Raw genomic sequence first — 886 nt, forward strand, 5'->3', positions numbered from 1 at the left:
GATTTATTATAGGAAATGTAAAGCTTTATTGAAGGTAACGGATGTTCTAGTTTTATCTCTTTTAAATTAAGAAAGTCACGGTAGGAATTATAAAGTTCATAGGGGACTATTCCCAGTAAATCTGTAACTGCAATGCTATTAATGATTGTCAGCAAAGAGGAACCACGAAATGAAATTTTGCGATTCATAAACTTCTCGTCTATTTCCATTTGAATATCATCAACTCCTGCTGATTTGGATATTAATTGGGTGAACTCTTCTGCCATAATTTGTTCATAAGTGCTATTGTCAGTAATTCGCGGATGCTTATTACTACAAATTAGAGTATTGCGAATTGTATGCAATGGCATGCAAATGACGGAACGGCTGATCACTGGCATTTGGGTGATCACCAGATCGGCTTTGCGGTGAACCAACAGTTCTTCAGCATTCTCTGCTGACATGAGGATATCATGGCACTCAATCTCGACAGAGGCATCTTGCCGTAGGCAGCGGATCAGCATACTATTATTAGAGCAAGAAATGAGCTGAGGGCCGTAGATAATAAAGTTTTTCTTTAGTTCGGACTTATTGACTATATTAATTGTTTGTTCAAGGCCTTTGAGGTTTTTCTCAAGATGGTGATGCAGATTCAACCCTGTTGTCGTCGGCGCGATACCTTTTCCTGAGCGAATGAATAAAGGGTCATTAAATTGCGCACGTAAGCGTTGTAACGACTGGCTCACGGCTGATGGGGTGATATATAGTGATTCAGCAGCTTTGCTAATGCTTAAATGCTGGTAAATACACTCAAATATGACAAGAAGGTTTAAGTCGAACTTTTTCAAGTCGTAGAGATTGGCCATACACTACTCCGGTTATATTTTTCTTCCATGGTATATTCACT

General features: G+C 38.9%; 1 protein-coding gene. It reads right to left on the reverse strand.

Translation table 11 applies throughout. The features are described 5' to 3' along the window. On the reverse strand, window positions 1–845 hold an 845-nt coding region (locus E0D98_RS24880), incomplete at its 3' end, for a LysR family transcriptional regulator (protein WP_095804095.1). Window positions 846–886 lie beyond the last annotated feature (41 nt).

The sequence above is a fragment of the Escherichia sp. KCJ4928 genome, assembly GCF_004352695.1.
Taxonomy (GTDB): Bacteria; Pseudomonadota; Gammaproteobacteria; order Enterobacterales; family Enterobacteriaceae; genus ECMA0423.